Annotated in this window: 26 protein-coding genes; 19 read left to right on the top strand and 7 right to left on the bottom strand. The window is 59.3% G+C overall.

Features of this window, described 5'->3' with window-relative positions; translation table 11 throughout:
• Positions 1-17 precede the first annotated feature (17 nt).
• The 3 genes from KIN_RS04765 to KIN_RS04775 are packed head-to-tail and all read left to right on the top strand — an operon-like array spanning position 18 to position 3893.
• Entirely contained in the window at positions 18-1658 is a 1641-nt protein-coding gene (locus KIN_RS04765) for a dipeptide ABC transporter ATP-binding protein (RefSeq protein WP_243144813.1), read from the top strand.
• On the top strand, positions 1618-3423 hold the full coding sequence (gene atzF, locus KIN_RS04770; protein WP_159804782.1) for an allophanate hydrolase: 1806 nt from the start codon (positions 1618-1620) through the stop codon (positions 3421-3423). The genes KIN_RS04765 and atzF overlap by 41 nt, the downstream gene beginning before the upstream one ends.
• Positions 3420-3893 carry a RidA family protein gene (locus tag KIN_RS04775; protein ID WP_159804783.1) on the top strand — a complete coding sequence of 158 codons (474 nt, stop codon included), beginning with the start codon at positions 3420-3422 and terminating at the stop codon, positions 3891-3893. The genes atzF and KIN_RS04775 overlap by 4 nt, the downstream gene beginning before the upstream one ends.
• Here the strand turns inward: KIN_RS04775 and KIN_RS04780 are convergent.
• Genes KIN_RS04780 through KIN_RS22550 form a run of 4 tightly spaced genes read right to left on the bottom strand, consistent with a single transcriptional unit; the run spans position 3890 to position 6321 of the window.
• A complete protein-coding gene (locus KIN_RS04780; protein WP_159804784.1) occupies positions 3890-5071 on the bottom strand; it encodes an amidase in 1182 nt (393 codons plus the stop codon). The two genes, KIN_RS04775 and KIN_RS04780, sit on opposite strands and share 4 nt — an antisense overlap.
• Positions 5068-5691, bottom strand: a complete 624-nt coding sequence (locus KIN_RS04785) for a nitrile hydratase subunit alpha (RefSeq protein WP_159804785.1) — start codon at positions 5689-5691, stop codon at positions 5068-5070. The genes KIN_RS04780 and KIN_RS04785 overlap by 4 nt, the downstream gene beginning before the upstream one ends.
• Positions 5681-5983, bottom strand: a complete 303-nt coding sequence (locus KIN_RS22545) for an SH3-like domain-containing protein (protein ID WP_159804786.1) — start codon at positions 5981-5983, stop codon at positions 5681-5683. Before KIN_RS22545 ends, KIN_RS04785 begins: the two co-directional genes overlap by 11 nt.
• Positions 5980-6321, bottom strand: coding sequence for an SH3-like domain-containing protein (locus tag KIN_RS22550; protein ID WP_159804787.1), 342 nt, complete (start codon positions 6319-6321; stop codon positions 5980-5982). The genes KIN_RS22545 and KIN_RS22550 overlap by 4 nt, the downstream gene beginning before the upstream one ends.
• A 660-nt stretch (positions 6322-6981) precedes the next feature.
• Between KIN_RS22550 and dusA the strand changes: the two genes are divergently transcribed.
• Complete coding sequence (gene dusA, locus KIN_RS04800) at positions 6982-7995, top strand: tRNA dihydrouridine(20/20a) synthase DusA (RefSeq protein WP_159804788.1); 1014 nt, start codon at positions 6982-6984, stop codon at positions 7993-7995.
• Positions 7992-8771, top strand: coding sequence for a hypothetical protein (locus KIN_RS04805; RefSeq protein WP_243144814.1), 780 nt, complete (start codon positions 7992-7994; stop codon positions 8769-8771). The genes dusA and KIN_RS04805 overlap by 4 nt, the downstream gene beginning before the upstream one ends.
• 6 nt (positions 8772-8777) lie before the next feature.
• On the opposite strand, the gene KIN_RS04810 is transcribed toward KIN_RS04805, so the two are convergent.
• Positions 8778-9014: a DUF1289 domain-containing protein gene (locus KIN_RS04810; RefSeq protein WP_159804789.1), complete on the bottom strand. Its 237-nt coding sequence runs from the start codon at positions 9012-9014 to the stop codon at positions 8778-8780.
• A complete protein-coding gene (ruvX, locus tag KIN_RS04815) occupies positions 9004-9471 on the bottom strand; it encodes a Holliday junction resolvase RuvX (protein ID WP_159804790.1) in 468 nt (155 codons plus the stop codon). The genes KIN_RS04810 and ruvX overlap by 11 nt, the downstream gene beginning before the upstream one ends.
• Before the next feature lie 217 nt (positions 9472-9688).
• On the opposite strand from ruvX, the gene KIN_RS04820 reads away from it, so the two are divergent.
• Both KIN_RS04820 and KIN_RS04825 read left to right on the top strand, forming a co-directional pair.
• Entirely contained in the window at positions 9689-10933 is a 1245-nt protein-coding gene (locus tag KIN_RS04820; protein WP_159804791.1) for a sarcosine oxidase subunit beta family protein, read from the top strand.
• Between the two features lie 109 nt (positions 10934-11042).
• Positions 11043-11192, top strand: coding sequence for a hypothetical protein (locus tag KIN_RS04825; protein WP_159804792.1), 150 nt, complete (start codon positions 11043-11045; stop codon positions 11190-11192).
• 5 nt (positions 11193-11197) lie between these two features.
• Here KIN_RS04825 and KIN_RS04830 read toward each other — a convergent pair whose 3' ends face one another.
• A complete protein-coding gene (locus tag KIN_RS04830) occupies positions 11198-11395 on the bottom strand; it encodes a hypothetical protein (RefSeq protein WP_159804793.1) in 198 nt (65 codons plus the stop codon).
• Positions 11396-11429: 34 nt separating this feature from the next.
• Between KIN_RS04830 and KIN_RS04835 the strand changes: the two genes are divergently transcribed.
• The 12 genes from KIN_RS04835 (at position 11430) to KIN_RS04890 (ending at position 23030) form a co-directional block, all read left to right on the top strand.
• Complete coding sequence (locus tag KIN_RS04835) at positions 11430-11645, top strand: hypothetical protein (RefSeq protein ID WP_159804794.1); 216 nt, start codon at positions 11430-11432, stop codon at positions 11643-11645.
• A gap of 84 nt (positions 11646-11729) precedes the next feature.
• A complete protein-coding gene (locus tag KIN_RS04840) occupies positions 11730-12074 on the top strand; it encodes a sarcosine oxidase subunit delta (protein ID WP_159804795.1) in 345 nt (114 codons plus the stop codon).
• Positions 12071-15082 (top strand): sarcosine oxidase subunit alpha family protein, encoded by a 3012-nt coding sequence (locus KIN_RS04845; RefSeq protein WP_159804796.1) that lies wholly within the window; start codon positions 12071-12073, stop codon positions 15080-15082. The genes KIN_RS04840 and KIN_RS04845 overlap by 4 nt, the downstream gene beginning before the upstream one ends.
• On the top strand, positions 15075-15632 hold the full coding sequence (locus KIN_RS04850; RefSeq protein WP_243144815.1) for a sarcosine oxidase subunit gamma: 558 nt from the start codon (positions 15075-15077) through the stop codon (positions 15630-15632). Before KIN_RS04845 ends, KIN_RS04850 begins: the two co-directional genes overlap by 8 nt.
• 143 nt (positions 15633-15775) lie before the next feature.
• Positions 15776-16375: a superoxide dismutase gene (locus KIN_RS04855; RefSeq protein ID WP_159804798.1), complete on the top strand. Its 600-nt coding sequence runs from the start codon at positions 15776-15778 to the stop codon at positions 16373-16375.
• 139 nt (positions 16376-16514) lie between these two features.
• Positions 16515-16718, top strand: a complete 204-nt coding sequence (locus KIN_RS04860) for a hypothetical protein (RefSeq protein WP_159804799.1) — start codon at positions 16515-16517, stop codon at positions 16716-16718.
• Positions 16715-17167, top strand: coding sequence for a host attachment family protein (locus KIN_RS04865; protein WP_159804800.1), 453 nt, complete (start codon positions 16715-16717; stop codon positions 17165-17167). Before KIN_RS04860 ends, KIN_RS04865 begins: the two co-directional genes overlap by 4 nt.
• A gap of 50 nt (positions 17168-17217) precedes the next feature.
• The gene (locus tag KIN_RS04870) at positions 17218-18063 is read left to right on the top strand and encodes a metallophosphoesterase (RefSeq protein ID WP_159804801.1); all 846 of its coding nucleotides are present in this window, start codon (positions 17218-17220) and stop codon (positions 18061-18063) included.
• Between the two features lie 83 nt (positions 18064-18146).
• Positions 18147-18629: a DUF302 domain-containing protein gene (locus KIN_RS04875; RefSeq protein ID WP_159804802.1), complete on the top strand. Its 483-nt coding sequence runs from the start codon at positions 18147-18149 to the stop codon at positions 18627-18629.
• A 45-nt stretch (positions 18630-18674) separates the two neighbouring features.
• Positions 18675-20276 (top strand): thiamine pyrophosphate-binding protein, encoded by a 1602-nt coding sequence (locus tag KIN_RS04880; RefSeq protein WP_159804803.1) that lies wholly within the window; start codon positions 18675-18677, stop codon positions 20274-20276.
• Positions 20277-21476, top strand: a complete 1200-nt coding sequence (locus tag KIN_RS04885; protein ID WP_159804804.1) for a CaiB/BaiF CoA transferase family protein — start codon at positions 20277-20279, stop codon at positions 21474-21476.
• Positions 21477-21656: 180 nt separating this feature from the next.
• Positions 21657-23030: a tetratricopeptide repeat protein gene (locus tag KIN_RS04890; protein ID WP_159804805.1), complete on the top strand. Its 1374-nt coding sequence runs from the start codon at positions 21657-21659 to the stop codon at positions 23028-23030.
• Positions 23031-23033 lie beyond the last annotated feature (3 nt).

Raw genomic sequence — 23033 nt, forward strand, 5'->3', positions numbered from 1 at the left:
TTCAGACAAGACGCGGCGTGGTGGACGCGGTGCGCGGCATCAGCTTTGACGTGGCCAAGGGGGAAATCCTCGGCATCGTGGGCGAAAGCGGCTCAGGGAAATCCGTCACCTCCTACGCGCTGATGCGTATTTTGGACGCGGGCGGCACGATCAAGGCAGGCGAGGCCACCTATTCTGGCATCGACCTGCGCCGCGCCGCCGAACGCGACATGCGCGACATCAGGGGCCGGGAGATCTCGATGATCTTTCAGAATCCCCGCGCCGCCCTGAACCCGATCCGCAAGGTCGGCCACCAGATCGAAGACGTGTTGCGCCAGCACGCCCGCGCCACCCGGCAAGACGCCCGCGCCAAGGCGATCGCCGCCATGGAGGCGGTCAAGATCAAGGACGCCGCGGCTCGCTACGACGCCTATCCGTTCGAGTTGTCGGGCGGCATGTGCCAGCGCATCGTCTGCGCCATTGCTCTTGCCTGCGACCCGCGGCTGCTGATCGCGGATGAGCCGACCACCGGGCTCGACATCACCACGCAAAAGGCGGTCATGGATCTGGTGCGCGATCTCATCCGCGAGCGCGAGATGAGCAGCATCCTCATCACCCATGATCTTGGCCTAGCGGCGCAATACTGCGACCGGTTGATCGTGATGAAAGACGGGCTGATCGTGGAACAGGGCGACCCGTTGCAAATCTTCAGCCAGCCGCGACACCCCTACAGCCGCAAGCTGGTGGACGCGACCCCGCGTGCGGGCGCATCGGTGCGCGATCTGCTGCCGGTCGAGATCCGCGCGCCCGAGCCGAAGATCGTGGAAACGGACAAGCCGCTGGTCGAGGTGCGCGATCTGGTCAAGACCTACGCCGGCAAGTCCGGCCCAGTGCAGGCGGTCAAGGCCATCTCGTTTACTGTCCATCGGGGCCAATGTGTGGGGCTTGTAGGCGAAAGCGGCTGCGGCAAGTCCACCACCTCCGAAATGCTGGTGCGGCTGATGGATGCGACCGCCGGCGAGATCCTCTTCGACGGGGACGATATCGCCGCGATACCTGCGCGCCGCTTTGCCCGCGATCCCCGGCGCGCCGATATTCAGATGGTCTTTCAGGACGCGACCGACAGCCTAAACCCGCGCCACACCGCCCGTCAGGCCATCGCAGAGCCGCTGCGGCGCCTGCGCCGGATGCGCGGCGCAGCGCTCGGCATCCGCATCGAGGAACTCGCAGGTCTCGTTGGCCTGCCCCTGCCTCTGCTTGACCGTTTTCCGCACCAGCTTTCGGGCGGTCAAAAGGCGCGGGTGGGTATTGCCCGTGCGGTGGCGCTTGATCCGAAGTTTCTGATCCTCGATGAGCCGACGGCGGCGCTCGATGTGTCGATCCAGGCGGTGGTTCTGAACCTGCTAGTGGACCTGCGCGCAAAGCTCGGCCTCAGCTATCTCTTTGTCAGTCACGATCTGCATGTGGTGCGGCTGCTCTGCGACTACGTGATCGTTATGAAAGACGGTCTGATCGTCGAGGAGGGCAGGGCCCATCAGGTCATGTCTCACCCGCAAGAACCCTACACCAAATCCCTGCTGGCCGCTGCCCCGAAACCACCGGAGCGCGCCACCCCCGCCGACCAACTGGAGATTAAGAATGCTCAGTACACTGCCCTTCACGATAAACGCGCTTCGTGAAGCCTATGCCGCCGGCACTCGTCCGGCGGACGTGATTGACGAGATCTTTGCTCGGCTGGAGGCCGTGGGCGATCCTGGTATCTTCATCCACTTGCGCGACCGCGACGATCTTTTGGCCGAGGCACAGGGTCTCGGAGCCTATGACCCAGAACTGCCGCTTTGGGGCATTCCCTATGCGGCCAAGGACAACATCGATGTTGCGGGCATCAAGACGACTGCGGGTTGCCCCGCTTATGCCTACACCCCGGAAAGGGATGCATTCGTCGTGTCACGACTGCGCGCGGCGGGCGCACTGATGATCGGCAAAACCAATCTCGACCAATTCGCGACCGGCCTTGTCGGGGTCCGCACACCGTACGGTGCGCCTTTGAATGCGGTTGACCCCGCGATTGTACCCGGGGGCTCGTCGGGCGGTTCGGGGGTCATCGTGGGGCACGGCATCGTATCTTTTTCGCTTGGGACCGATACTGCGGGGTCGGGCCGAGTGCCTGCGGCGCTGAACAACATCGTAGGGCTCAAACCCACACTGGGCGCGCTGTCGGCCAGCGGCGTCGTGCCCGCCTGTCGCACCCTCGATACGGTGTCGATCTTTGCGCTCACTGTGGATGACGCCTATGCTGCCTTCGCCGTGGCACGCGGCTATGATGCAACGGATGCCTATTCCAAACCGTTGACGCCTGAGGAGCTGACTGAACCAGCCACGCCGTTGCGACTGGGCATTCCGAATGCAGGCTCCATCGCGTTTTTCGGCGATACGGTGCAACAGGCCGCGTTCGAGCGGGACGTGGCAGCGCTTGAGGCGCGTGGTGCTGTGATCGAGCCCCTGGATTTCGAACCGCTCTATGCCATTGCCCGCATGCTTTACGAGGGCGCATGGGTGGCAGAGCGTTTCACCGTGATTGCCGATCTCTTGGCGACCAACCCCGACGCCGTACATCCCGTCACTCGAAGGATCATCGCCCACGCCGAGAGCATGTCGGCTGCCGACGCCTTCACCGGCATCTACCGCTTGGCCGAGCTGAAGCGCGCGGCAGACCCGATACTGAGGGGGCTCGATCTGCTCTGCGTGCCGACCGTACCGACCTTTTACACCGTAGCCGATCTTGAGGCTGATCCCGTCACGCCGAATTCCAATCTTGGGACCTATACGAATTTTGTCAATCTGCTGGACATGTGCGGTATCGCAGTGCCCACCGCGCCGCGCAGCGACGGGCGGCCCGGTAGCGTAACGCTGCTGGCAGGCGCAGGTCAGGACGCGCTTGTCGCGGCGGTGGCGCGCGGGTTCGAGATGAATTGCCCGCGTATCATGGGGGCCACCGACCATGCGGTTCCCGCTCCGGCACCCTTACCGGTGGCGACACCCGACACGATCGAAATCGCGGTTTGCGGCGCGCATATGAGCGGCTTGCCCTTGAATAGCCAACTAACCAATTTGGGGGCGCGCTTTGTGCGCAAGGCCCAGACCACGGCAGAGTATAAGTTTTACGCCTTGGCAGGTGGACCACCGGCGCGCCCCGGGCTGATAAAGTCGAATGATGCGGACGCAGGCACCATCGCGCTGGAAATCTGGTCTATGCCGAAAACGGAATTCGGGGCCTTCATGGCAGGCGTACCCGCGCCCTTAGGTATCGGGACAATTGATGTGTCGGACGGTTCAACGGTCAAAGGTTTTCTCTGTGAGCCAGCTGGACTGGCAGGGGCTAGGGATATCACCGAATTGGGGGATTGGCGGAGCTATCTGGCGCAGCAAAGCGTGCCCGCATGACGTCTTCTGTCGAGCAGCGCCTGACGGCGATGGGTCTTGAGCTGCCCGCTGACTGGGCCCCGCGAGGGCAATTCCTGCCATTTCGCCGGGATGGGGCGGTTGTCTACCTCTCCGGCCAGATCTGCGAATGGGATGGCGAGGTGACACACACCGGCCCGGTGTCCGACACGCCCGAGGGAATAGAGGCCGCCCATAAGGCGGCACAGACTTGTGCGCTGAACCTGCTCTATCGTTTGCGCGACGCCTGCGGGGGGGATTTGGACCGCGTCGATATGATTCTGCGCCTTGGCGGCTTTGTAAACTGCGCCTCGGGCTTTGGGCAAAGCCCTGCCGTGATCAACGGTGCAACCGAACTGTTTATCGCTTTGTTCGGCGAGGGTGGCTGGCATGCACGGACGGCTGTGGGGGTGTGTGGTCTGCCGGGCAATGCATCGGTTGAGGTGGATGCCATTGTCAGGCTCAAGAGTTAACTGGGCAATCGTGGAGCGGGTATAGGCGGTGCGTGGCGTTCCAAGTGGGCCACGACGGACAGCAGGAACAGGTCTTGGCCCGGATGTGCGGCAAGCATGATTGACTGGGGTCTCGCCAGGTCATCGTGCCCCCATGGCAGGCAAATCAAGGGTCCGCCAAAGACTGTCCACGGTGTCAGCCAATCCTGAAACCCGGTCGTATCGCCGAGCAGCGGCGCACCGTCGGGCACCGGCAGCGTCAGGATCAGTTCGGTTCCACTCATGGTGTTCCAAAACGCTTGGCGCGCTTCGGCCAGGACCTGCCGCGCCCCGGACAGGTCAGCCTCAGATACCGCGCGGCCAGCCTCCAAACCGGCCAGGAACTTTGGCCCGAGCAGGCTCGCCTTGTCGTCCCGCAGTAACGCGCGATGGCTGGCATAGGCCTCCGCACACATGACCGTTCGGTGTGCGGCGACAAGGGTTTCCACATCGGCTGGCAATTCACGCCATGTAAGCTGCGACGTCAGCCCAGCGAGCGCCTCCTTCGCCCCGGCGAGGGCTTCCTGCCAATCTGGGTGCACCTCAGCATCCGTATCCCACAGCCCGCAAATGGCCACCAAGTCCCTAGGTTCGGCCTTCAAACCGGAGGGCGACATTACTTCAAACGCTCTGAGCGCCAGGTTGACATCCCCCGCGATGATCCCGACCGTGTCGAAGCTGCGCGCCAAGGGCGTCACCCCGTCCAATGGCAACAGGCCCGCGGTCGGTTTGAATCCCACCGCGCCGCAATAGGCCGCGGGACGGATCAGCGAACCGGCGGTCTGCGTCCCGAGTGCTATGTCAGCAATGCCCGCGCCGACCGCCGCGCCCGATCCACTGCTCGACCCGCCGGGGGAGCGGGTCAAATCATGCGGATTGCGGCAGGGTGTCGGGTCGGTGAAGGCGTATTCCGTCGTCGTCGTCTTGCCTAGAATGCGCGCCCCGGCCGCACGTAGGCGCTGCACCACCAACGCGTCACGTGTCGCTGGCGGAGTGCCTGCACAGGTCTCGCTGCCGTTGCGTGTCGGCAAGCCCGCGACGTCGATGATGTCTTTCACAGCGACCGTGAGGCCGCTCAGCGGGCCTGTTCCGGCCGGGACCTCTGACAGCGCGACGAAAGCATGTATGTGCCTGTCCCATGCCTGCAAAGCGCCGGTCACGCCACGTCGCGCGCCACGCCGATGAGATGGTCGCGTGTGATCATAGCCTCGAGGTCTTCCGGCGTGCGGAGATGCAAAGCGGCGGGAGGCTCCGGCAGAACCAGATAGCGCATGTCCGCATTGCTGTCGTGAACGTCGAGCTGGACGTCCCTCGGCAAATCCAGCCCGAATTCGGCCAGAATCCGGCGCGGCTCGCGCACGGAGCGCGCGCGGTAGGCCTTGGATATGTACCAAGAAGGCGGTTGCCCCAGAATGGAGCGCGGATAGCACGAACACAGTGTACAGGTGATCAGGTTATGCCGGGTCGCCGTGTTCTCGACCACGATGATCCGGGCCTCGGTTACGGGTATTTCCAGTTCCTGCACAGCAGCGCGTCCGTCTTGCAGTAAGCGCTGTTTGTAAGCCGGGTCGGTCCATGCTTTGGCGACAATCTTGGCGCCCAGATGAATGCCGGGGCTTTCCAGTTTGGCGATTGCCGCAGTGACCTCATGGGCGGTCAACAAGCCTTTGCGGATGAGCACCTCTTGCAACGCATCCACGATGATCTGCGCCTCGATGTTTCCGGCCTCATCCTCGATCACGAGCGCCTCGTGCTCTTCGTGGTGATGATCATGGGGCATGTCGAGTGTCCTCAATAGGGGCGAGCCAGTGGTCGTAGATTTCGATGATAAGCCGGTCATGCAGGGCATGATCCGCATCCGGCCAAAGGGTAGTCTGGGCAAAGGCCACACGGTAAAGATCCACGGCCTTTCCGCCGGTCTTACCGATCGCGAGGTCTTCGGGGTTAAGATAGGTGCCGCAATAGTTCACCACGCGGCCTGTCTGGTGGCGGATGTAATGCGGGATGCGGACGTGACCCTTCTTGCCAAGCGCCAACACACGCACGTGATCCCCAACTGCAAATCGCATCATTCGGCGTTCGAAGGATCGCGCCAGCGCGCACGCCCGGCGGCGATGGCGGCATCCAGCTCTTCCCGGGACAAGACGCCTTTCTCGATGAGGATATCTGTCATCGCCTCTAGCCTGCGGCGGTAGAATGATAGTGTATTGTACTTTTCGATGCCGAAGCTTTCGAACCCGCGCCGCACTTCGTCCAGCGATACGATCCGTCGCGTCCCATCACCCAACAGGCCACGAATAGCCTCGACCTGTTTTTCCCAATGCTGCCACGGCAACTCTATCTTCGGGATATCTCCCGCTGGATCTCCACCGACGTCATGATAGCCTCGCGGCCCGCGGTCTTGCGCCATAAGTCCCCCGTTTCGGCCAAGGATGGTCGCCGGCGTCGGTGATCGCAAATGCTATTTTTTCATCCCAGCGGTGCAAAAACCGAAGCGCCCTTGTTGTCTTGCTGGTATCACGGGGTTCCGTCACGCCTGACCTGAGCGCGTCGTTTAGGTACGACCCGCCTAAAATGATAGCGCTGGATTGCAGCGCACCGAACAGGAAATCGCCCTTGCGATCGATACCGCGCGAGCCGAGCCACTTGGCCAGGCCAACGCTCAGACCGGCTTACTCCATGATTTGGACCAGTTCTGCAGGGCGGATGAACGGGTCCGTGTCATGGGTGCGCTTGGGCAGCAGCCTTAGGACACCGGCAGGCCCGCATGAACGCGATCGAGAGCGTTAAGTAAGTCGGCAAGCCGAACTGCAGCACTTGATTTTCAATCCGAAGTCCGTGATGGGCCGGTTCTGTGAGTTCGGTTACATCAGGGAAGACGACAGCGACGTGTGCCAATGCTTCGGATTATGAGAACTACTTCGAGATATGGAAAGCCGGGTCTGAGCTACAAGGAGTCGACTGAGCGGTTAGCTGTGCTGTAACTCAATCGAAAATGGGCTCGGATCAGCGGGAAACGAACTGAGATGGTGCGCTGGCACGACTGCCTTTCTTGCTATAAGTTATGTGCATGGAAGCACTATCGCAGAATATCGTACCTTGGCGCATGTCTATTGCCCCGATGATGGACTGGACGGACCGTCACTGTCGGTATTTCCACCGGCTGATGTCGCGCCATGCGCTTCTGTATACGGAAATGGTTACGGCGCCTGCGCTTGTGCGGGGCGGGGCTATGCATCTTCTTGACTATGATCCGACGGAGCATCCGGTCGCGGTTCAGCTTGGCGGGTCGGACCCGGACGAGTTGGCCGAGGCGGCGCGACTTTGTGCGGAACGTGGGTATGACGAGATCAATCTCAACGTGGGCTGTCCCTCTGATCGCGTTCAATCCGGCTGTTTCGGGGCCGTTTTAATGGAGCGCCCGGCGCTGGTCGCCGACTGCGTTGCTGCGATGAAAAAGGCGCAACCGATTGAAGTGACGGTAAAATGTCGCATTGGCGTGGATCAGCAGGATCCTGAGACTGTGCTGCCGGATTTCTTGCGACGTATTGCGGATGCGGGCGTGTGCAGAGTAACAATCCACGCGCGCAAAGCGTGGCTCAAGGGACTGAGTCCTAAGGAAAATCGGGATATCCCGCCGCTCGACTACGATCTGGTCCACAGAATGAAGGCTGAATTTCCAGAGCTTCATATGTCGATCAATGGCGGGATCGAGACACTGGATCAAGCGTCTTGGCACCTCCAGCGGGGGCTCGATGGGGTCATGATCGGGCGAACCGCCTACCATGATCCCTGGGCCGTTTTGGGGCGGGCGGACAGCATTGTTTTCGGTGCCGAGGATCCGTGCCAGACGCCCCATGACGTCATCGGAAAGATGAAACCCTACGTTGATGCGCATTTGGAAAAGGGTGGGCGGTTGCATCAGATCACGCGCCATATGCTGGGTCTCTTTACCGGCAGGCCGGGTGCACGTCTGTGGCGCCGCATGCTGTCAGAGGGCGCTACACGGTCTGATGCAGGTTTCGACCTTGTCGAGGCCGCTGCGGCTCAGGTTGCAGTTAAACCTCTGCCGCGAGCCTCTTGAGGGCACTCGAAGAATTCGACGCCCAGGGATGGATCAAGTTCAGCCATGATCCGATGGTCGCCAACTGGGTGCGGCACGCAGCGCCGATCGCGGAAGAGCTGGTCCGTGATCAAGTCAAGAAACAGGCGTTGAGATGCGGGGGGACGTGGTGTGTCGGGGTCAATCTTCTGCCAAACGACCCGGATGGACAACTGGGCGGCGGACCGGCGCTCAAAGGCCGTGCCATGGATTTCATAAAGCACAAGTATGGCCACGTAGCTCCGCTGGACCGTGCCCAGATATCGGTCATCTACCCCGGCTACCCAAGGTCGTCTGACACGGAAAGCGCGGCGGCCTTTGTGTTTCGCCAGAAGCGGGATGCTGCGCATGTGGACGGGCTTCTACCGGTCGGGCCCAACCGCCGCAGGCAATTGATGGAACCCCACGCCTTTGTCCTGGGTATTCCGCTTAATTTTTCTCGCGAAAGCCCCATGGTCGTATGGGAAGGCAGCCATCACATAATTGCGTCAGCATTTCGCGCTGCCTTCGACGGCATTCCGCCGTCCGCGTGGGCGGACCACGACATCACCGAGATCTATCATGCCGCGAGGAGATCCTGCTTTGAGCAGTGCACACGCCGTTCAGTGATTGCGCGGCCCGGTGAGGCCTATGTCGTCCACAGATGCACGTTGCATGGCGTCGCGCCATGGGGCGATACGGCAAGTGAAGCCGGTGCGTGTCGCAGCATTGCGTATTTCAGACCTGAATTGGCGGACATCGCCGTTTGGCCAAACTGACGGAGACTACGAAAGATCCGGTACACGCGCCTTGCGACCGCCACGTCTGACCGCAAGGCGGCCTGCGCGATCCGGTAGCTCCGCCAGAACGCGCGTTCTTTCGTCGTTGGACATCCGCGACCACATGCCGATCTCGTCCAGACTGCGCAGGCAGCCTGTGCAAATCCGTTCGACAGGATGGACGACGCAAATTTTCACACACGGGCTTTGCACCTCGTCCCGCGCCCAGATGTCATCCTTCATCGCTCTGCCTTATATGTCTCAGTCGATCCAACGCGCCTTGTAGAATATACCCGGCTGCGACGTGATCTATGACCTCTGCGCGACGTTTGCGAGTCGTATCCGCCTCCAGTAATGCGCGTTCCGCGGCCACGGTGGACAATCGTTCGTCCCAAAATGTGATCGGAAGGTCTGTTAGCCGCGACAGGTTGCGGGCAAAAGCGCGGGAGGATTGTGCGCGGGGTCCTTCGCTGCCGTCCATATTGCGGGGCAGGCCAAGGACAATACCGCCAATGGCCCGCTTTTCAATGATTGCCATCAAAGCCGCCGCATCAACGCCGAATTTCTTGCGCTTGATGGTTTCCAGAGGGGTCGCAACCGATAGAAAACTGTCTGAAACCGCGACACCGAGGGTCACGGTTCCCAAATCAAGCCCAACCAGCGCCTGCATAGGGGCCAGCGCGACTGAAAATTCAGTCATGTCCTCGAAAATTTCGCCCAAGACGCGTCCCTTGTTTTTTGTCGCAGATAGTCATGGAGACCGGCAAAAGTCCACGGCGCACAAAGCCGTTTCGCGGGGCAGTTTATCGCAGGTCGCACACTGGCATGTCGCAACATCGCCGTTTAACGTCGCGCCATGTCGGACAGGTGCCGTGCGCCTGCAGCACAAAAGAGACGTATCAAACCGGACCTGTCCCATGAAACGCTACTCTGCCTTTGCCATCGCCCGAGAAGCCGCCCGATATCATACCGGGTGGGAGCGGGCGTGGCGCGCGCCTGAGCCGCAGAAGAAATACGACGTGATCATAATTGGTGCCGGGGGGCATGGTTTGGCCACCGCTTACCATCTGGGCAAAAATCATGGCATCAAGAACGTCGCTATCATCGAGAAGGGTTGGCTGGGCGGTGGCAATACCGGTCGCAACACGACGATTATCCGCTCAAATTACCTGCAAGATCCCTCTGCTGCGATCTACGAAAAGTCCCGAAGTCTGTATGAGACGATGAGCCAGGATCTGAACTACAACGTTATGTTCAGTCCTCGTGGCGTAATGATGCTTGCCCAGACCCAACACGAAATCCGAGGCTATCAGCGCACGGCCCATGCCAATGCGCTGCAAGGTGTTCAGACCGAGTTTATCGGGCCGCAAAAGGTGAAAGAGCTTTGCCCGATCATCAGCATAGACGGTCCGCGCTACCCGGTACTGGGCGCGCTTTGGCAGGCACGGGGCGGCACCGCGCGCCATGACGCTGTCGCTTGGGGCTATGCGCGGGCCTGCTCCGACATGGGCATGGATATTCTGCAGCGAACCGAGGTAACGGCAATTCGCCGGGATGGCGGCAAAGTGGTCGGCGTGACGACCACGAAAGGCGATATCGACTGCGACAAGCTTGGCATTGTGGTGGCGGGGCATTCCGGACATCTGGCCGACATGGCCGGGTTCCGTCTGCCAATTGAAAGCGTGCCGCTTCAGGCGCTGGTGTCCGAACCAATCAAACCGTGCATGGACGTTGTGATCATGGCCAATACGGTTCATGGCTACATGAGCCAATCCGACAAGGGCGAGATGGTGATCGGCGGCGGGACTGACGGGCACAACAACTACACGCAGCGGGGGTCCTTCCACCACGTGGAAGAAACCGTACGGGCCTTGATCGAGACCTTTCCGATGTTGTCACGCCTGAAGATGCTGCGCCAATGGGGTGGGATCGTGGACGTCACCGGCGACAGATCCCCCATTCTTTCGAAAACGCCAGTCGACGGTATTTTTATAAATTGCGGCTGGGGCACCGGGGGGTTCAAGGCGATCCCCGGCTCTGGCTGGGCCATGGCGGACCTGATGGCCAACGGTCGCTCGCCTTTGACCGACGCCTTCGGGTTGGAGCGATTCCGCGAGGGGCGCTTTATCGACGAAAGTGTGGCCGCGGGTGTGGCGCATTGACGGCGGTCTGTAAGTCTCTGACGTCGCGTCGGGCCGTTCCTATGTCATGGAACATAGCGCTAGGTTTAAGTGTTTCTTCTTCAGTCAAAAAAACTGGAGACAAAGAGACATGGCAGACAACAACAGTTCCGGTAGCTTCATGCCGTTTATCGTCGGTGCCCTCGTGGTGGTCGTCGGAATCATGGGTTACTTCATGTTCATCGAAGGTGGTGGAGATGAACCAGAGATCCAGATCGATCTGCCCGGCAGCAGCGACTAAGCAATTCAAGGGCGCGCGTTGCGTAAACCTGAACTTGCGCGTTCACCGCAATATCTTGCCAAAATGCGCCGGGTCCGCTGGCGCATTTTTTCTGAGAAGCCCGCATTTGGCAGCACGTTGCCGCCGTGATTCAAGCGTTTCGGCTGTGCTTTGCCGACCTTCATTATCCCGTCACTGTGGTCTTGAGGACCGAGCCGCGCCATGGCTGACTCTCCTTATTCATAAGGAGGAAATACCATGGCTGACTATACCACACATGATGATGGCATCGGCGCCAAGGGCCTTATCGTGGCCCTCGTCCTCATCGCATTGTTTATCTTCGCGCTTGTCTTCTTGGGAAGCGGATCCCCTGATCTCAATCAGACCGGGACCATCCCGCCACAAGAAACAGCGCCTGCAGCCACAACGGAAGCGCCTGCGCCCGCTGACGTCCCGGCTGCGCCCGCAGACTAACCCTCGACCCCACTCCAACTTGAGCGGCAGCGGCCTTGGTGCGGCTGCCGTTTTTTGTGCGGGTCTGACATCTGGACCCCGCCCATGTTGATCCTTCATTGCCCCTATTGCGGCGTCGACGCCGAAGAAACAGAATTGCACGCAGGCGGTCAGGCCCATCTGACTCGCGAAACCGTGGGTTCTGATGACGAGGCGTTTGAAGACTACCTGTTCATGCGTGAAAATCCGAAAGGCGTTCACTTTGAACGCTGGCGGCATGCCTCTGGCTGCGGGAAATGGTTTCACGCGGCCCGATGCACGACCACACTGGAAGTGTTCGGAACCTATTCCGCGCAAACCACAGCACCACCGCGTGAGATCTGCGACGCGATATCCGGAAAACGGCCCGGATGGAGTTGGAAAACCTTCAGCGCGAGGATGTTCTCATGAGCACGCGTCTGGCGGCCGGTGGGCGGCTCTTGAACCGAGGCAAATCCGTGCGGTTTGAGTTCAACGGCAAGCATCTGCGCGGCTTTGACGGGGACACATTGGCCTCGGCACTTCTGGCCAATGACCAGATGCTCATGGGCCGATCCTTTAAGTACCACCGACCGCGCGGGCTCGTTGCAAGCGGCGCGGAAGAGCCAAACGGGCTCGTCAACCTGGGCAAGGGCGGTCGGTTTGAGCCCAACGCGCGGGTCACCACGACCGAGTTGTTCGATGGGCTGACCGCGACGTCTCAGAACCATTGGCCCAGCCTCGATTTCGACGTAGGTGTCGTGAACAACTATGCGGCTCGTTTCTTGCCCGCAGGGTTCTACTACAAGACGTTCATTCAGCCGCGGGCTGCCTGGAAGCACGTGTTTGAGCCATTTATCCGGCAATCTGCAGGGCTGGGCAAGGCGCCCAAAGACCGCGATGTAGACACGTATGAGCATTTCTACGCCTTTGTGGATGTGCTGATCGTCGGTGGTGGCATTGCGGGCCTGCAAGCTGCCAAGACCGCCGGAGCGTCTGGTGCTAAAGTTCTGCTGATCGAACAGACCGGGCATTGGGGCGGCCGTGCACCTGTGGACGGTGCCGTGATTGACGGTAAGTCTGCGGATGATTGGATAAACAATACACTCGATCTCCTTGATAAAATGGAAAATGTTCAGGTTCGATCCCGTCTTATGGGGGCAGGCATCTATGACCATGGATACGCGCTGGCCCATGAGCGTTTGACGGACCACGCCCCGTCAGATGATATGCCGCGCCACAGGCTTTGGCGGATCCGGGCCAAGCAAATCATCACTGCGACCGGCGCGATAGAGCGTCCGCTCAGTTTTGCGGGCAACGACATACCTGGCGTCATGCTTGCCTCTGCTGTGCGGGACTACGTCGTGAACTACGGTGTCAGTGCCGGGGATCGCACCGTGGTTGTGACAAACAACGACGACGCCTACAGGACCGCGATTGCGCTGAAGGGGGCGGGTCTTGATGTGCCGCTGATCCTTGATGCACGCGCTTCGGGCGGCGGGGCTTTGGCTGAAGAGGCCGCTGCCCTGGGCATTCGGATTGCCAACGGCAAAGCCATCGCGTCCGTGAAGGGCGGCAAACGGGTCACTGGGGTTCAGGTCTGCGCGCAGGCCGGGGAAGGGGCGGTGCTGGAAGAGATCGCCTGCGACGCGATTGCCATGTCCGGCGGTTGGTCGCCTGTCGTGCATCTCTGGTCCCATTGCGGTGGCAAGTTGATCTGGGACGACGCGCATGCCCATTTTCGTCCCGATGCAGACCGCGCCCCGACGGGGGCAGACGGTGAGCCGTTTGTTTCGGTCACAGGCGGCGCAGACGGGGCGATGAGCTTTTCCGGCGCTCTCGCCAATGCGGACGAGACCGCAAGACATGTCTCGAAGCGCATAGGGCGCAAAGCCAAGAAAGCCACGCCACCGAACGCCGACGATGTTGAGATGGCGCCTCTGGCGCCTGTCTGGAAAATGCCGCAGGGGGCTGGGATCAAGCTGCGTTCCAAGATGTGGCTCGACTATCAGAACGACGTCAAAGTCAGCGACGTTCAATTGGCCGCACAGGAAGGGTTCGAAAGCGTCGAGCACACTAAGCGTTACACAACGCTGGGCATGGCCACTGATCAAGGAAAGTTGAGCAATATAAATGGTTTGGCTGTTCTTGCGGACAGTTTAAATGAAGAGATTCCACAGGTCGGGACCACGACGTTTCGTCCGCCTTACACGCCTATTTCAATGGGATCGATTGCAGGTGAGGCCACGGGCGAGCGGTTTCAGCCTTTGCGTCGCACGCCTCTGCACGACTGGCATGCCGGCAACGGCGCCTATTGGGAACCGGTCGGCCATTGGCGCAGGCCCTATTGTTTCCAACGCAGCGGTGAAAGCGTTGAGGACGCCGTCCAGCGCGAAGTCAAAGCGACCCGTGACAGCCTCGGCCTGTTGGATGCATCGACGCTTGGAAAGATCATCGTCAAAGGTCCCGATGCGGGTAAGTTTCTGGATATGCTTTACACCAACATGATGAGCACGCTGAAGCCCGGACGTTGCCGCTACGGTCTCATGTGTTCGGAAAACGGGTTCCTTATGGATGACGGCGTGGTCGCGCGGATCGACGAAGACACGTGGCTTTGCCATACGACCACAGGCGGCGCGGACCATATTCATGCCCATATGGAAGAGTGGCTTCAGACGGAGTGGTGGGATTGGCAGGTTTTTACCGCGAATGTGACGGAGCAGTACGCCCAGATCGCCGTGGTCGGCCCGAATGCACGCAACCTGCTGGAAAAGCTGGGCGGCATGGATGTCTCTGCGGACGCGCTGCCCTTCATGGCGTGGGCTGATGGACAAATCGGCGGCTTCGATGTGCGCGCCTACCGTATCTCTTTCTCGGGCGAGTTGAGCTACGAGATAGCAGTACCTGCCAGTCAGGGGCGTGCATTCTGGGATGCGCTTCTAGAAGCTGGGGCAGAATGGCAGGTCACGCCCTATGGAACTGAGGCCCTGCATATCATGCGCGCCGAGAAGGGCTTCATCATGATCGGCGACGAGACCGATGGTACGGTGATCCCGCAAGACCTCGGCCTCGATTGGGCGCTCTCAAAGAAAAAAAACGACTACTTGGGCAAACGTGCACAGCAGCGCAGCCATATGGCCGATCCCGACCGCTGGAAATTGGTTGGACTTGAAACACTCGATGGCTCTGTCCTTCCTGACGGCGCTTACGCAACCGCGGATGGCACGAACGCGAATGGCCAGCGAAACACGCAAGGTCGGGTCACATCGACCTACCACTCCCCAACGCTGGGGCGTGGCATCGCGATGGGGTTGGTTTTGAACGGGCCTGATCGGATCGGGGAGGTTATCGATTTCCCAAAGACGGATGGCAGCATCGTCAAAGCCAAGATTGTAAACCCGGTCTTCTATGATCCAGAGGGGGAGAAGCAGAATGTCTGAGGTTCAGGGTCTTCTTCGCTCGGATGGGTTTGTAGCGGTTCGCCAGTTGCCTTTGCGGGGGATGATTACCGTTAAAGGGGATCTCTCTGCGACGGCCTTGAAAAACGTGGCAACGGGGCTTTCGGGGGTCGACTTTCCCGGGCCACGCGAATGCAACTGTGTGGGCGACAACGGTATCGCTTGGATGGCACCCGATGAGATTTTGCTGATGGTGACGCACGCGACCATCCCCGATGCAATGGCGAAAGTCGCAGCGACTTTGCAAGGTCAGCATTACTTGGCCGCAGATGTTTCCGACGCGCGAACCATATTCGAATTGGAAGGGGCCGGCGTCCGGGAGGTTATCGCAAAGCTTGCCCCGGTTGATCTTGCCCCGGACGTCTTTCCACCGAGTGCCTTTCGGCGGACACGGCTCGGGCAAGTGCCCGCGGCCTTCTGGCTGAAAGACAATCAGACCGCAGAGCTGATCTGTTTCCGCTCGGTCACGCAATACGTTTTCGATATCCTGACCCACGCCGCGCGCGCTAATACACAGGTCTCTTACTTCTAGAAGGCTAGGCCAGTATCCCGGGTTTTGGTGCCCACAGTGGAACTCTGCGGGTCATGCGTCGTTTGACATAGAGGCTTGACGCTGCGGCTTGCGGCGCTCAGTTAACCACTATGTGAAATGACGCACCAGAAGGGGGCCCAGAAATGGCTTTTGAACTTCCCGATCTTCCCTACGCCCATGATGCTTTGGCCGACAAAGGCATGTCGAAGGAAACGTTGGAATACCACCACGACCTGCACCACAACGCCTATGTGACCAACGGCAACAAGGCGATTGAAGGCACGGAATGGGCCGGAAAATCGCTCGAAGAAATCATAAAGGGCACCTACGACGCCAACGCCGTTGCGCAGTCCGGCATCTTCAACAACATCAGCCAGCTTTGGAACCACAACCAATTTTGGGAAATGATGGGGCCGGGCGACAGCAAGATGCCCGGTGAACTGGAAAGTGCGATCACCGAAAGCTTCGGTTCTGTCGACAAGTTCAAAGATGATTTCAAGGCGGCCGGTGGTGGTCAGTTCGGCTCGGGCTGGGCGTGGCTGGTCAAAGACACGGATGGCGGCCTGAAAGTCACCAAGACAGAAAATGGCGTAAACCCTGTCTGTTTTGGCCAGACGGCGCTGCTGGGCTGCGATGTGTGGGAGCATTCCTACTACATCGACTTCCGCAATAAGCGTCCGGATTATCTGTCGAATTTCCTAGACAATCTGGTGAACTGGGAAAACGTCGCGTCGCGTATGTAGTCGGACGCAAAACCATATGTATCGATAGGCCTCGTCCGGTATGGACGGGGCCTTTTTCTTTTAAGGTGGGCAGGAACCCGAAGCCGCTCATTCCCGTTGATTTCCTAACGAAACCGAAAAAATGAGGAGCGATAACGCCATGGCAGACAGACAGCGATCTCAGGACGGCAGCAAAGACACCGACAAAGTGATGGAGGAGGCCGCCGGTATCGCGGGGCAGGGACGCGACGGGGGTAGACTTGCCCGCGAAATTGGCTCGACAGATGAGTTAAAACGCGCAACCGAACGGCCTGCTGGCGCGACACGCGTGACCAAGGCACTGAAAAAGGAGGATGATCAATGACCCGGCTGACCAATGGTGCGTGGGTTCTCATCGCCGACGGAGAAAAGGCGCTGTTTCTCGAAAATCAAACCGACGGAGAAGATCCGTTTCTGGAGGTCGTGCGCGAAAAGTCTCAGGATAATCCCAGTGACGGAGAGCAATCCGCCAACCGTCCGGGGAGAATGGCCGATAACGGTCCGGGACAGAGATCTGCGCTGGACGATACGGACTGGCATGAATTGGCCAAGGAACGGTTTGCCGATGACCTGGCCGAAATGCTGTATAAATATGCCCATGACGGCAAATTCGAAAAACTGGTCTTGGTGGCGTCCCCAAACATCTTGGGAGAATTGCGCGCGAAGATGCATCAGGTGGTCACCGATAAGGTCATTGGCGAGATACCAAAAACCCTCACCAATCACCCAGTCCCAGAGATTGAGGACATTGTGAAAAACGATCTGGCCGCGTAAGCAAAAAGCCCTGACCCCGGTCAGGGCTTTTTCCTATGTAAGGGGCTGCGATGTCTCGCATATCGGACTATTGGATCGCGCCTTACATCAAGGAAACCGTCACGCTGTATGATCTGTCATTCGATCATCCCTCTCTTCGGCGCGAGATAACCATCGCAATCGTGAGCGATCTGCATGCGGGTCTGCCATTCATGCCCCTTTCGCGGATCCGGCGGATTGTCGAGACGACCAATGCCCTCGCTCGTGATGTGACGTTATTTTTGGGTGATCTGAATGCTGAGGCAAACCGCTTCCAGCGTCCGTTGCCGCTTGATGATGTCACAGATGTTCTTGGATCGCTGTCTGCGCCTTTGGGTGTCTACGGCGTGCTTGGAAATCATGATTGGTGGGATGATCCAGCGACGCAGAATCGAACGCAGGAGCTTCCGAGTGTCGCCGACAGTCTCTCAGCGGCCGGTCTTCAAATGCTTGAAAACGAGGTTATTGTGTTACCTGAGCCCTGCCGCGGAATTGTCCTTGCCGGTCTCGGCGATCAGGAAGCGTATCGAGGGGACAGCAGGCAGACCCACGTCGGACGAGATGACCTGACCAAAACGCTGGCGCAGATCCCGGACGGTGCATTCACCATCCTGATGGCCCATGAGCCGGACGTGTTCGCCAAGTTGCCGTCCCGCGTCCAACTTACTTTGTCTGGTCATACCCATGGCGGACAGGTGCGGCTCTTCGGTCGCACGCCGGTCGTGCCCTCAGATTTTGGAAATCGGTACGTTTACGGCCACGTTGTGGAGGGAAATAAACATCTGATCGTGTCCGGCGGTTTGGGCTGTTCCAAGGCTCCCCTGCGTTTTGGTGTGATCCCAGAGATCGTGCATCTGACCCTTACACCAACCAACTGACACAAAGTCTGTCAGAAACGTGACTGTCCCGCTCGGCATTGATTGCGCTATGCCAATATGAGCGAAAGAAGAGGGTCCTTGTTATGCGTCTGGTTGTTATCCGTTGGTTGAGTTTTCTGTGTTTTGCCAGCTTTGCATTCATCGCGACTGCGTCGGATATGGAACCACGTGAAGGCTGGATGGTGCTGCCGACCGATAAACCCTACGAGCGTTTGATCGATGACCTTAAGATAGCGGTAAAGGCCAATAAGATGGGCGTCGTTACACAGGCGGGCCCAACGCAGGCCGCAGCCTCGCGCGGCATCACGATCCCTGGCAATCGGATTATCGGCGTATTCAACAACCAGTTCGCCGTCGAAGTTCTGGGGATGTCGACCGCTGCGATGATCGAGGCCCCGATCCGGTTCTATGTCACCGAAAATATAGACGGTACCGCGACGCTGTCTTACAAGACCCCAAGCTATATCTTCACGCCCTACGTGGCCGAGGCGGGCGTAGGGTTGTCCAATACTGCCCGCAAGCTGGACGATATCTTCCAGACGATTGCGGAGGCGGCTGTGCGCTGATAGCGACGCGGTATCTGAACAGCAGAAGATCACGGAGCGACGATCATGACCCAGACAAAGCGGGCTGCCGATCTGGTGGCGGAGCGGCTCTATGAGGCTGGGTGTCGCCATGCGTTTGGCATGCCAGGTGGCGAAGTTCTGACGCTCGTCGATGCACTCGAAAAGGCGGGAATAGAGTTCGTTCTGTGCAAGCATGAAAATGCTGCAGGCTTTATGGCTGAAGGCGTTCATCACGTGACAGGCGCGCCGGGAATTATGGTCGCGACAGTCGGACCGGGGGCTATGAACGGCGTCAATGTCGTTGCCAACGCAGAGCAGGATCGCGTGCCGCTCATCGTGTTGACGGGCTGTGTCGATGCGGACGAGGCGCTGACCTACACCCATCAGGTTCTGGACCATCGCGCGGTATTCGAACCGATTACCAAAGCCACCTTTACGCTTACCGCGGATGGCGCGGACATTATCGCGGACAAGGCTGTGGGTATTGCAACCGAGGGGCGTGCAGGGCCGGTCCACGTTGATGTTCCGATTTCGGTTGCCGATGCCCCTGCGGCGCCGATGCTCAGACGCCGAGCTGCGGCTAGCCCCGTTGCGCCAGTTGGCGAGGATCTAGCGACCGCAAAGCTCTGGATTTCCGAAGCACGTGCGCCGGTCATCGTCGCAGGTCTCGATATCCTGGCCGACGGCAGCGTAGAGACGCTGCAGCAGTTTGCCGAGACGTTCTCCATCCCTGTGGTGACGACTTACAAGGCGAAGGGTGTGCTTCCCGAAAATCATCCGCTTGCGTTGGGGGGCGCTGGCCTGTCGCCGCTGGCTGACAGCCACCTGTTGCCATATCTAGAAGCATCCGACCTCATCATTTGTGTGGGTTACGATCCCATAGAAATGCGACCGGGCTGGCGGGAGATATGGGACCCGGACACGACCCGCGTGATCGACATAACTGCGGTACCGAACACGCACTATATGCACCAGGCCAGCCTGAATTTTGTTGCAGATACCGGTGCGACTTTGGCGGCACTGTCCAAGGCTGCACCGGGCGCTGGGCGGGACGCTTCCAAAGTGAAGGCCGCGCTTGCTGATGCGTTTCCTCAGGATGATGATTGGGGACCAGCTGCTGTCGTCGCGGAATGCCGGGCTGTTCTGCCTGACGATGCTATCGCAACCGTGGACTCCGGGGCGCACCGCATCTTGCTGTCCCAGATGTGGACCTGCGCGCAGCCGAAAACCCTTTTGCAATCGTCCGGCCTTTGCACGATGGGGTGCGCCGTTCCTCTGGCCATGGGGGCGAAATACGCCGCACCGGATCGGACTGTCGTCAGCTTTTCCGGGGACGCGGGGATGCTGATGGTGGCAGGCGAGTTGAGCACGGCCGCAGAGATGGGGCTGAACACAATCTTCGTTGTCTTCGTTGACGCATCCTTGGCATTGATCGAGTTGAAGCAGCGCCAACGTCAGTTGAAGAACGCCGGCGTCGATTTCGGAAAGCATGACTTTGCAGCGATCGGCAAAGCCTTTGGGGGATATGGGCATACTGTGCAAGACCGGGACGGTTTGCGCGCGGCCTTGACCTCAGCAATGCAAGCGGACACGTTCACCGTGATTGCGGCCGTGATTGATCGCAACGGCTACGACGGGCGGATTTGAATGACGGGCGCACTCGACGGTTTGGTGGTTCTGGATCTCAGCAGGATTTTGGCTGGGCCAACATGTACGCAGCTTTTGGGTGATCTTGGCGCAACGGTGATCAAGATCGAAAACCCCAAAACCGGCGGTGATGACACGCGCAGTTGGGGACCGCCTTTCGTAAGGACTCCGGATGGGAAAGATACGGACTTGTCGGCCTATTTCATGTCGGCCAATCGCAACAAGAAATCCGTGGCGGTCGACATTGCCGATCCATCGGGACAGGAGATCATCAAGGCATTGGCCGCAACCGCCGATATTGTGATCGAAAACTTCAAGCCGGGCGGCTTGGCAAAATATGGTCTGGACCACGATACACTTTTGGCCGCACATCCGGGTCTTATTTATTGTTCAATATCGGGGTTTGGACAGACCGGCCCCAATCGCGACAAGCCCGGCTATGATCTGATGGCGCAAGGGTTTGGTGGAATCATGTCGTTGAACGGCGAGCCTGAGGGTGAGCCTATGAAAGTCGGCGTCGGAATTGCTGATGTGATGTGCGGTATGTACGCCACTGTTGGCATTCTTGCCGCCTTGCGTCACCGGGATCAGACAGGCGAGGGGCAGCATATCGACTTGGCACTCGTTGACAGCCAGATGGCATGGCTGATCAATGAAGGGGTCAGCCATCTGACGACGGGCAAAATCCCGGTGCGCCGCGGCAATCAGCATCCCTCCATCGTGCCCTATCAAACGTTTGAGGCGGCGGACGGTCACGTTCTGGTTGCCGTGGGCAACGACACGCAGTTTATCCGCTTTTGCGATTTCATCGGGCGGCCCGATTTGGCGGACAATCCTGACTACGCAACGAACCCTGCGCGATTGATCAATCGCGAGGCACTGATCCCGATGCTGCAAGACGCACTGCACTCGCGGACGATTGATGAGATCATTACCGGGCTTGAGGCGCGCAAGGTTCCCGTGGGGCCCGTCAACACGCTCGACAAGGCGTTCGGCAGTGATCAGGCACTCGCCCGAGAGATGGCCATAGAGGTGCAGAAGGACGGCGTCGCGGATGGTGGCGTGCGTTTGATCGGAAATCCGCTGAAGCTTTCAAAAACACCGGTTGTCTACCGCCACGCCCCGCCCACATTCGGGGAACATACGGATGATATCCTATCCGCGCTTGACGTGGCGAAAACTCTCAAAACGCGCGATTAAACAGCGATATTTTGTAATATCTTCGCAGGATTTCGCCTAAATTCCCCGTCTGTGCGTCATTCGCTTCACGGTTTGGGACGATGCTCTCACATGTCCGTTATGTAACGCGCGCAAGCGTTTACGGGATGGTCTTATCGGGTATCCCATATTGAACAAGTGTAGTTAGAATCGGAAAAAGCCATGCAGTCAGACATTTTCGGCCAGGACACCACATTGCAAACGCCGGAAGCCCTGCAAAGCTGGAACGACTGTCAGCTTGCCTTTCTCGCCCATGGTGCAGCGACCCCCCAACATTTGGGCGCGACACTGGAGGCCGAACCTGATTTCGCGCTGGGCCAGGCCGTAAAGGGAATGTTCTATCTGCTTCTCGGTCGCTCGGAATTGATCGCGACAGCGCGCGAAGCTTTGGGGCTTGCCGAGGCCTCGGCGATGCACACGCCCGTGACGCCACGCGAGCATCATTTCATCAACGCGCTGAAGATCTGGATGGACGGTAAGCCGTCCGGCGCGATTGATCACTTTGAACAGGTTCTTGCGAACAGTCCCTCCGACACGCTGGCCATGAAGCTGTGCCATGCGATCCGGTTCGTGCTGGGCGACAGCATCGGAATGCGGGCATCGATCGAGCGTGTCATGGGTGCATACGGGCCTGATCATGTGGGACGTGGCTACCTGATGGGCTGTCATGCATTCGCATTGGAAGAAACAGGCGAATATGCGCGGGCCAAAACCGTCGGCCGCATGGGACTGGCGATCAGTCCTGACGATGCTTGGGGACTGCACGCGGTGGCGCACGTCCATGATATGACTGCAGATGCTGTAGGCGGTATCGACTGGCTGACGGGACGCGAGGCCGCTTGGGCGCACTGCAACAATTTCCGCTATCACGTTTGGTGGCACAAAGCCCTGATGCACTTGGATCTTGGGCAAACAGATGTCGTGCTGTCCCTTTACGACACGGAAATCCGCAGTGACAAAACGGACGATTACCGCGATATTTCCAACGCGACATCGCTTCTGTCCCGCCTTGAGCTGGACGGCGTGGACGTAGGAGACCGCTGGGAAGAGCTGGCAGAGATTTCCGCGACGCGCACAGAAGACGGCTGTCTCATTTTTGCAGATCTCCATTACTTGCTGGCGTTGATCGGCGGCGGCAAAGAGGATGCGATCTCGAAGCTTATGGGACGCATGCACGAGGACACCCGTCGCAATCAGTGCGAGATGGATCGCCTTATGGCGTCGCCTGGGCTGAGTGCGGCCGCCGGGCTTGAAGCATTTGGCGAGGCGGATTATCGCACCGCGTTTCTCAACCTCGCAAAAGCGCGCCAGACCATGCAGATGGCAGGCGGGTCTCATGCGCAACGCGATGTCTTTGAGCGGTTGACCATCGATGCGGGCATTCGGGCGGGCTTCTTGGACGAGGCCGAAAGCTTCTTGCGGGCCCGTACATCAAAGCGCGACGGTCACGAGGACGGTTATGCCGCCGCCCGGATGGCGCTGATTTCCGCTGGACGCGACGCCAGCGGTTGTATTGAGCGAGTACCTGCGGAATAACGC

The organism is Litoreibacter roseus (assembly GCF_009811795.1).
Taxonomy (GTDB): domain Bacteria; phylum Pseudomonadota; class Alphaproteobacteria; order Rhodobacterales; family Rhodobacteraceae; genus Litoreibacter; species Litoreibacter roseus.

Bases quoted from the DNA above. Each gene is read 5' to 3' on its own strand.
- KIN_RS04810 (WP_159804789.1), bottom strand. From the start codon at position 9,014: ATGAAGGATGACATCTGGGCGCGGGACGAGGTGCAAAGCCCGTGTGTG.
- KIN_RS04830 (WP_159804793.1), bottom strand. From the start codon at position 11,395: ATGGCGCGGCTCGGTCCTCAAGACCACAGTGACGGGATAATGAAGGTC.
- KIN_RS22545 (WP_159804786.1), bottom strand. From the start codon at position 5,983: ATGATGCGATTTGCAGTTGGGGATCACGTGCGTGTGTTGGCGCTTGGC.
- KIN_RS04840 (WP_159804795.1), top strand. From the start codon at position 11,730: ATGTTGATCCTTCATTGCCCCTATTGCGGCGTCGACGCCGAAGAAACA.
- KIN_RS04860 (WP_159804799.1), top strand. From the start codon at position 16,515: ATGGCAGACAGACAGCGATCTCAGGACGGCAGCAAAGACACCGACAAA.
- KIN_RS04825 (WP_159804792.1), top strand. From the start codon at position 11,043: ATGGCAGACAACAACAGTTCCGGTAGCTTCATGCCGTTTATCGTCGGT.
- ruvX (WP_159804790.1), bottom strand. From the start codon at position 9,471: ATGACTGAATTTTCAGTCGCGCTGGCCCCTATGCAGGCGCTGGTTGGG.
- dusA (WP_159804788.1), top strand. From the start codon at position 6,982: ATGGAAGCACTATCGCAGAATATCGTACCTTGGCGCATGTCTATTGCC.
- KIN_RS04870 (WP_159804801.1), top strand. From the start codon at position 17,218: ATGTCTCGCATATCGGACTATTGGATCGCGCCTTACATCAAGGAAACC.
- KIN_RS04885 (WP_159804804.1), top strand. From the start codon at position 20,277: ATGACGGGCGCACTCGACGGTTTGGTGGTTCTGGATCTCAGCAGGATT.
- KIN_RS04855 (WP_159804798.1), top strand. From the start codon at position 15,776: ATGGCTTTTGAACTTCCCGATCTTCCCTACGCCCATGATGCTTTGGCC.
- KIN_RS04845 (WP_159804796.1), top strand. From the start codon at position 12,071: ATGAGCACGCGTCTGGCGGCCGGTGGGCGGCTCTTGAACCGAGGCAAA.
- KIN_RS04875 (WP_159804802.1), top strand. From the start codon at position 18,147: ATGCGTCTGGTTGTTATCCGTTGGTTGAGTTTTCTGTGTTTTGCCAGC.
- KIN_RS04785 (WP_159804785.1), bottom strand. From the start codon at position 5,691: ATGCCCCATGATCATCACCACGAAGAGCACGAGGCGCTCGTGATCGAG.
- KIN_RS04835 (WP_159804794.1), top strand. From the start codon at position 11,430: ATGGCTGACTATACCACACATGATGATGGCATCGGCGCCAAGGGCCTT.
- KIN_RS22550 (WP_159804787.1), bottom strand. From the start codon at position 6,321: ATGGCGCAAGACCGCGGGCCGCGAGGCTATCATGACGTCGGTGGAGAT.
- KIN_RS04890 (WP_159804805.1), top strand. From the start codon at position 21,657: ATGCAGTCAGACATTTTCGGCCAGGACACCACATTGCAAACGCCGGAA.
- KIN_RS04820 (WP_159804791.1), top strand. From the start codon at position 9,689: ATGAAACGCTACTCTGCCTTTGCCATCGCCCGAGAAGCCGCCCGATAT.
- KIN_RS04880 (WP_159804803.1), top strand. From the start codon at position 18,675: ATGACCCAGACAAAGCGGGCTGCCGATCTGGTGGCGGAGCGGCTCTAT.
- atzF (WP_159804782.1), top strand. From the start codon at position 1,618: ATGCTCAGTACACTGCCCTTCACGATAAACGCGCTTCGTGAAGCCTAT.
- KIN_RS04850 (WP_243144815.1), top strand. From the start codon at position 15,075: ATGTCTGAGGTTCAGGGTCTTCTTCGCTCGGATGGGTTTGTAGCGGTT.
- KIN_RS04775 (WP_159804783.1), top strand. From the start codon at position 3,420: ATGACGTCTTCTGTCGAGCAGCGCCTGACGGCGATGGGTCTTGAGCTG.
- KIN_RS04865 (WP_159804800.1), top strand. From the start codon at position 16,715: ATGACCCGGCTGACCAATGGTGCGTGGGTTCTCATCGCCGACGGAGAA.